The organism is Marinobacter gelidimuriae (assembly GCF_000372805.1).
Classification (GTDB): domain Bacteria; phylum Pseudomonadota; class Gammaproteobacteria; order Pseudomonadales; family Oleiphilaceae; genus Marinobacter; species Marinobacter gelidimuriae.
The window spans coordinates 20,342-27,684 of sequence record NZ_KB889892.1; the positions used below are offsets into that span (position 1 = coordinate 20,342).

Here is a 7,343-nt window from a genome sequence, read left to right on the forward strand (position 1 = left end):
TCCTTGTAATCAATAGGTTAAAAATTTGTCGTCAATGGGTTAAAACACGGTCATCAATTATTCAAAAACTGCGTTTACTTCGTAACTCACCGGCCGGCCTTTTTGGGCCAGCCAGTTACCGAGGCAGCGGGCCCCACGCCGGCTCACGGACATCGCCTTCGGTAGCGGGCAAGCTATAAGCTGCACCGCCATCCGCCGAGATAACCGTCAGCACGCTGGCACCACCCTGACGGGTAGCGTAGATCAGCATGCGTCCGTTGGGGGAGACACTGGGTGATTCATCGGATTCGGTGCGGGTAAGCACGGTTTCTTCCCCGCTTTCAAGATTGGTGCGCGCAATGTGAAACCCGCTGCTGCCCTGGTGCACGTAATACACAAACTCGCCTTTATGGCCTGGCCTCGGGCGCGCGTTGTAGCGGCTACCGAAGGTCATCCGGCGCGGCTCACCCTTGCCTTTCTGACGGTAGATCTGCGGGCCACCAGAGCGGTCAGAGGTAAAGAAAATTTCGTCTCCGCCGGCACCGTAGCTGGCTTCGGTTTCGATGGCCCAATGGTCGGTGAGCTTGGTGAGATCACGGCTGGCCAGATCCATCCGGTAGATGTCAGCATTGCCGTCTTTAGACAATGTCATCAATAAGGATTTACCGTCAGGAGACCAGGCCGGGGCCGAGTTCAGACCACGAAAGTCGGCGATTTTTGTGCGCTTTCCACTGGCCAGTTCGTGCACGTAAATCGCCGGCTTGTCGGTTTCAAACGACACATACGCCAGGCGACTACCGTCCGGCGACCAGGCCGGCGACAGTATCGGTTCAGCGCTTTCAAGACGCACCCGCGACCGTTTGCCATCAATATCGCTGACCTGCAGGCGGTAGCGAACTTTATCGCCCACGTTTTCCCGGGTTATGTACGCCAGTTGCGTTGAGAAAGCACCTGGCTCGCCGGTAATGGCTTCATAAACCCGGTCACTGACGTGGTGCGCCAAGGTGCGCAGATTGCCCAAAGGCGCTCCCGCGCTCTCACCCAAAATGCGCTCCTCGCGATTCACATCAAACAGCTCATAACGGGCTTCGAGACGTTCACCCTGGCGGGTCAGCTGGCCGACCAACACATAGCGCTGGCCCAGCAGCCGCCAATCACGGAAGTGCACCTCGGAGCGCTGCGACGGCAGGCTGAGCATTTTTTCCGCTGACAAAGTGCGAAATTCGCTGCTCATGGTCAAATCGGACTGCACAATGTCGGCCAGGGTATCACCCGGCGGGATAGCGCCGCTTTCGGCAAACGGCACGACGGCGATGGGCAGCGCCGAGTCAGCACCTTCGGTGATGCGGATCAGCAGCTCGGCGCGCAGCGGCAAGCTGGTCGTTAGCAGCAAAACCAGCGTCAGCCCCGCGCGCAGAGTATTTGTAAGAGTCGTAGACCACGTCATATTCAGAACCTGTGTCATGTTGTTGTCCGTGTTCCAGTATTAACGGCTCGGTGTAAACTCGATCGTAAACCGACGAAAGTAACGTTCAAACGTATCCCGGTCGTTAGGCACCGGATAGCGGTTTAATGAACGCACCGCACTCAGAGCTGAGTTATCAAATGCCGTATTACCGCTGCCCCGCACCAAAGTGACGCCAATTAACTCACCGGTAGGCAATAATGAAAGCTGCAATTGTACTTTCATACCCTCTGTAGTGGATGACGGGTAGTACCAAACCTCAGTTACACGAGCGCGAATCAACTCCTGGTACTTTTCTGCATCGGTCAGCATTTGCGCTTCACGCGCTCTGGCGGCGGCGGCCTGTTGTGATTTACGCGCCTGATCGGCTTCTGCGTCTGTCGCCTGTTGCGCCAGTGCTTTCAAATTCTGCTCACGCAGCCTGCGCTCTGCCTCTTGGCGTTTACGCTCGGCTTCTACGCGTTTCTGCTCGGCCTGCTCCTGGGCTTGCTTTTCGTGCTTCTGGCGTTCTGCCTCTGCCTTTTTGCGCTGTTCTTCCAGCTGCTTCTGCTCATCGGCTTTGCGCTCTGCTTCCTGGCGCTGACGCTCGGCCTGCTGTTCCGCTTTCTGCCTGGCCTGCTCTTTGGCTTCAGCGTCGGCTTTTAGTTTTGCAGCCTCTGCTGCCTGCGCCTGCTTCTGTTTTTCAGCCTGTACGCGGGCTTTTTCCTGGGCCTGTTCCTCGCGCTTCTGTTCCGCCTGCTGTTGCACGCGGGCGTCCGCTTCCTGTTTTTTCTTTTGCTCTTCGGCTTTGCGTTGCTGTTCCGCCTCACGCTGCTGCTCAAGCAATTTGCGATCTTCTACCAGGCGCTGTTCGGCTTCGTCAGGCTGGTCCACCTCGGTTACTGCCGGCGCCGGCCGCGGTTCAGGACTGATCAGCCGGGCAGAAATGCTGCGCGGTGGTGGTTCGAAGTCAGAGCTGCTCCAGCTCCAACCGCTAATGGCGATCAGCAGAATCAATAGGTGCAAGCCAACGGAAACCGCCACGGGCGATTTCCAGGCTGGCGTTCCAGCATTATTCTGCTCGCGCTCCCGTCTGCTCACTGCAAACCCGCCTGCACTGCTGTCATGGTTTGTCCAGGGGCGCTTCGGTAATAAGCCCGATGTTGGCCGCGCCAGCCATCTGCAACGCCGACATCAAGCGTACCACCGTGCCATAACGTACCTGTTCATCGCCACGCACCAATACTTCGCGGTTGCTGCGCTGGGACAAAATTTTGGCAACTTCTGACTGCAGCTCTTCCAGCGCCATTGGGTCACTGCCGCGATCACCCACTTCCACGTAATAGGCGCCATTGCTGTCTACCGACACGATGATCGCTTCTACGTTTTTCTCGGCCTGGATCGGGTCGGAACTGGTTTGCGGCAAGTCTACTTTCACGCCTTGGGTCAGCATGGGCGCGGTTACCATAAAGATGATCAACAGCACCAACATCACGTCGATGTAGGGCACCACGTTGATTTCAGACATTGGTTTGCGCCGGCTTTCCGGCATCATCCCCATACCTTTCATAAGGTTACACCCTTGCCTTCAGCGAATTGAGATTCACGATGCTGCTCGGTCGCCGCTGTGAACCCGGCGGTGCAATATGCTGGAGAACTCTTCAGCAAAGGTTTCATAGTTTTTCAGCAGAGCGTCGGAGCGCGCGGCAAAGCGGTTATAGGCGATAACCGCAGGAATGGCGGCGAACAAGCCCATGGCGGTGGCAATCAAGGCTTCGGAAATACCGGGCGCTACTGTAGCCAGCGTTGCCTGCTGCACCTGTGCCAGCCCGCGAAAGGAGTTCATAATGCCCCACACGGTGCCAAACAGGCCGATGTAAGGACTGGTGGAGCCTACCGTGGCCAGAAATGGCAAGCTGGCTTCCAGCCGTTCCTGCTCGCGGGAAAAAGCGACTCGCATGGCGCGCTGGGCGCCATCCATTACCGCGCCTGCGTCATGGCTTTGCTGGCGCAGGCGGGAAAATTCGCGGAAGCCAGCACGAAAAATAGATTCCATACCGGAAAACGGCGTGGGTTCGGCGGCTACTTCACGGTAAAGCTGGCCCAGGTCCATGCCTGACCAGAACCGCTCTTCAAACGCCATTCGTGACTGCTGCGCTTTGCGAAATACCTGAATGCGTTGCAGGATCAGCGCCCAGGACGCTACCGACGCCAACAGTAACAACAGCATCACCAACTGCACCAGCACACCGGCGTTGGAAATCAGATACCAGACCGACATTTCAGATTCCACCTTCTACTCCCGGTTATTTTGATGATTCTTCAGAGAATTCTTTAATCCATTCTTGGACGGTATTTCAAATAACTTTTTTAACAAATCTTCAAACTTTTCTAAAGCAGCTTCACGCTCTGTGACGACTAGCCCTATTGCATCTGCTGCTCAAGCAGGCTGGTCATATTAGCGGGTAAACGCTGGGACCGACCAGTGTCCATGGTGACGCAAGCGACCGTGACACTGGCCTCGCACAACAGCTTCTGATCGCACTGGCGCACGACTTGTTCGCGAAACTTCATCCACACCCTACCAAAGGAAATTGGTACAGCGCGAACTTCCAGCATGTCATCAAGCTTTGCCGGCGCGCGGAAATACAGCTCCATACGCTGCACAACATAACTGACGTTGTCGACCAGGCCGGCACGCAGGCCAATGCCATGGCTGCGGAGCCACTCGGTACGGGCACGCTCCATGTAGTTCAGATAGTTGGCGTGAAAAACAATGCCGCCGGCGTCAGTGTCTTCAATGTAAACCCTTACCGGTAAAACAAAACTGTTGCTGGTGAGTTCAGTCATCAGCGGCCGCTCCGGCCTGACGCGTTGCATCTTCGCCCTGCACTTCTTTGCCTACTTCGCCACGTACTTCACCCCTTACTTCACCCCGTACTACGCCAAAATGCTGATAAGCGTGGTTGGTAACCATGCGCCCGCGAGGGGTGCGTAGCATAAAACCCTGCTGAATCAAAAACGGTTCCAGCACGTCTTCAATCGTGCCGCGCTCTTCGCTGATGGCAGCGGCCAGGCTTTCGACGCCCACCGGGCCGCCGTCAAACTTTTCAATCATCGCCAGTAACAGACGTCGATCCATGTGATCAAATCCCTGATCGTCCACTTTCAGCATGTTCAGCGCCAAGTCGGCGATATCGGCGGTAATACGGCCATCTGCGCGCACTTCGGCGTAATCCCGAACCCTGCGCAACAAGCGGTTGGCAATACGCGGCGTGCCGCGGGAACGGCGCGCCATTTCAAACGCACCGGCCTCGTCAATATGCACCGACGACAACCGCGCCGACCGCAAAATAATGGTGGTCAGGTCGGCGTTGTTGTAGAACTCCAAGCGCTGCACAATGCCAAAACGATCCCGCAAGGGCGACGTCAGCAGACCTGCTCGGGTGGTGGCACCTATTAGGGTGAATGGCGGCAAATCGAGCTTGATCGAGCGCGCAGCCGGGCCTTCGCCAATCATGATGTCCAGCTGATAGTCTTCCATCGCCGGATACAGAATTTCTTCAACCGCTGCGCTCAAACGATGGATTTCATCAATAAACAGCACGTCGCCGGCTTCCAGGTTGGTCAGCATGGCCGCCAGATCACCGGCTTTTTCCAACACCGGGCCAGAGGTGGTTTTGATCGCCACACCCATTTCATTGGCAATAATATTGGCCAGGGTGGTTTTACCCAACCCAGGCGGACCAAATATCAGTACGTGATCCAGCGCTTCCTGACGGTTGCGGGCCGCAGAGATAAAAATATCCATCTGCTCGCGTACCGACGGCTGACCTACGTAGTCCGCCAGCAATGTAGGGCGAATAGCGCGGTCCTGAACGTCTTCGTAGTCGGCGGTCTTGGCCGAAATCAGGCGATCAGATTTGATCATTGTGTAAGCGGCTCTTTTGTCAGGACTGTTTTCGGGCTGTTATCAGGACTGCTCTCAGTACTATTGTCAGAACGTCTATCAGAACTGTATACAAGCGCGGCAATTGTACAAAGGTTGTGCAGGCTGTCACGTTACGCTGACGCAAGGTTCGGCGCTAGCGTCTCGCACATTAAAGCCGTTTGACTTCTCTCCTCCGTGAACGAAGGGGATTCTAAGAGCCATTACAGCTCAAAGACTAGGGCGGCTTACGCCGTGACCTTTCCCTCTACAGGACGATGTAGCCCCACCGCAAGAATGTTCCTGGCCGCGTTGATGTCGCGGTCGTGAATGACACCACATTCACTGCAGGCCCATACTCTTATTCCAAGCCCTGTGATACCTCTCGGCCTCGAATCGGGCAAGCAGCCGCAACTCGAACAGGTTTGGGTGGTGTACGATTCATTAACCTCTTTGAACACGATGCCTGCGCCAGCGCATTTATACTCCAGCATCGTTTTCAGCATGGCCCAGCCTGCATCCCAATGTCATCAACTTAAGCCCCAAAAGTCCAGCATGGCCTGCTGAGCCAGCGTCGATAATGAGCCGTGAGGCAGCCTGTTGTTGAAGTGACAGGCTGTTAAAGCCAGATTCTGACCCGGTAACCGGCTCCAAAGAGTGTGTCTGGGCGTGGCAAAGCGGTTTCAGCACTATTCAGGGCGAACGCCATCCGACCGGTGGCTGGCACAGTCTGTCAGGAAGTCTTGTTAAACGCCGTCGGGTGTAGTGTCGGTCAGCGAGTCGGCTTGTACCCTTCACAGCCTTTGGTGGCCGGTCGTTTTCGGCGTCGTGGGCAGCTCCGCCCGGGGCGAACCGCACTCAGGCTGTTACCCATCAGGCGCCACAGGTTATCCAGGGCCTCACAGCTGGGCCGCACCAGAAGGGCGATGAGGGTATGCTTCAGGCGGGACATGCCCTGGGTGAAGTTAGCCTTCCAGGCCCGTTTCCGGTGGGCGGTTTTGCGCTCAATATCAGGCTGCTGCAGGGCCTGCATCAGCAGGGCCAGGTTCTTGAGCCGTTGGCAGGCATGGATATCCTGCTGTACGGCGCAGACCGTCCGGCCACTGACGTTTTCCAAGGTCAGGGTTTGTTTAAGCCGGCGGTAGTCGGTCTCAATGCCCCAGCGCCGGTGGTACAGGTCGGCAAAGAGCTCGGCGGGGAAGGCCTCGGTGTCCAGGAGCGACGTGGCCAGCACCTCGGTTTCCCCGGTGGGCAGCGTCACCCGGATCAGCCGAATCCGCAGGGGTGTGTCCGGATCCAAACCGGACTGCCTACAGACCTGTCGGGATAACCGGGATCGGCACGTCATTGAGACGATGTCGTCGTCTTTTCCAGAATCCACAAACGCGCGGACTTCTCGGGAATGGGTCAGTGTCAGGCGCATCAGGAATGGCTGTTCACAGCGCTGTAGCTCAACAAAGAGCCAGTGGGCGGGATAGCCCCGGTCAAACAGAATCAGGCTGTTGTCAGGGGCATGCTCCAGGTGCATGCTGGCACAGCCCCGCTCATCCACATCNGGCGTGATCAGGAGGGTGTGCAGAGCCTGATCGGACAGCAGGTCTTGCAGGACCGACACCCGGGCCACCGGCAACCCGTTGTGGGTTCCGAAGTGCCGGGCCAGTGGGTCTTCCAGCGGCANGTGCATGCTGGAGCCGTCCACGGCCAGCAGGCGCAGGCCCTGCCAGGTCTTGTGCAGCCCCAGCGCCTCCATCTGGGCCTGCAGGGCGCTGTTGAGAGCCTCAAAGACTGACGCGCTGAGCTTCTGGCGGGCTTTGCTGAAGGCTTGGGCGGTGACCACCCGGGTTTCAAAGGCCGAGCCATTGAGCGTCTGAAAGAAGGCATCCAGTTCGGTTTGCAGGGCGCTGTTGGGTTGATTGAGCAGAAACAGAACCAGATTGGAGAAGGTCAGATGGCGTTTGCGGGTAAAGTGCTTTGGGTGGGTGCGATGCTGGG

Annotated in this window: 7 protein-coding genes and 1 pseudogene; all 8 read right to left on the reverse strand. The window is 57.1% G+C overall.

What is annotated here, in order from left to right; all coding sequences use genetic code 11:
* Positions 1 to 115: 115 nt before the first annotated feature.
* Positions 116 to 1,444 (reverse strand): Tol-Pal system beta propeller repeat protein TolB, encoded by a 1,329-nt coding sequence (gene tolB / locus A3OI_RS0111150; protein ID WP_018404348.1) that lies wholly within the window; start codon positions 1,442 to 1,444, stop codon positions 116 to 118.
* Between the two features lie 21 nt (positions 1,445 to 1,465).
* Complete coding sequence (gene tolA / locus A3OI_RS0111155; RefSeq protein WP_018404349.1) at positions 1,466 to 2,467, reverse strand: cell envelope integrity protein TolA; 1,002 nt, start codon at positions 2,465 to 2,467, stop codon at positions 1,466 to 1,468.
* 79 nt (positions 2,468 to 2,546) lie between these two features.
* Entirely contained in the window at positions 2,547 to 2,993 is a 447-nt protein-coding gene (gene tolR, locus A3OI_RS0111160; protein ID WP_018404350.1) for a protein TolR, read from the reverse strand.
* Positions 2,994 to 3,026: 33 nt separating this feature from the next.
* Positions 3,027 to 3,716, reverse strand: a complete 690-nt coding sequence (tolQ, locus tag A3OI_RS0111165) for a protein TolQ (RefSeq protein WP_018404351.1) — start codon at positions 3,714 to 3,716, stop codon at positions 3,027 to 3,029.
* Positions 3,717 to 3,847: 131 nt separating this feature from the next.
* Complete coding sequence (locus tag A3OI_RS0111170) at positions 3,848 to 4,273, reverse strand: YbgC/FadM family acyl-CoA thioesterase (protein WP_018404352.1); 426 nt, start codon at positions 4,271 to 4,273, stop codon at positions 3,848 to 3,850.
* Complete coding sequence (ruvB, locus tag A3OI_RS0111175; protein WP_018404353.1) at positions 4,266 to 5,354, reverse strand: Holliday junction branch migration DNA helicase RuvB; 1,089 nt, start codon at positions 5,352 to 5,354, stop codon at positions 4,266 to 4,268. The genes A3OI_RS0111170 and ruvB overlap by 8 nt, the downstream gene beginning before the upstream one ends.
* 245 nt (positions 5,355 to 5,599) lie before the next feature.
* Positions 5,600 to 5,860 (reverse strand): annotated as a pseudogene (locus A3OI_RS0111180) (zinc ribbon domain-containing protein); the annotation flags it as partial.
* Positions 5,861 to 6,123: 263 nt separating this feature from the next.
* Positions 6,124 to 7,343, reverse strand: a 1,220-nt coding sequence (locus A3OI_RS0111185; protein WP_018404355.1) for an IS4 family transposase, incomplete at its 5' end; no start/stop codon positions are given.

Excerpts from the sequence above, each read along its gene's own strand:
- tolB (WP_018404348.1), bottom strand. The coding sequence starts at position 1,444 with ATGACACAGGTTCTGAATATGACGTGGTCTACGACTCTTACAAATACT.
- tolR (WP_018404350.1), bottom strand. The coding sequence starts at position 2,993 with ATGAAAGGTATGGGGATGATGCCGGAAAGCCGGCGCAAACCAATGTCT.
- A3OI_RS0111170 (WP_018404352.1), bottom strand. The coding sequence starts at position 4,273 with ATGACTGAACTCACCAGCAACAGTTTTGTTTTACCGGTAAGGGTTTAC.
- ruvB (WP_018404353.1), bottom strand. The coding sequence starts at position 5,354 with ATGATCAAATCTGATCGCCTGATTTCGGCCAAGACCGCCGACTACGAA.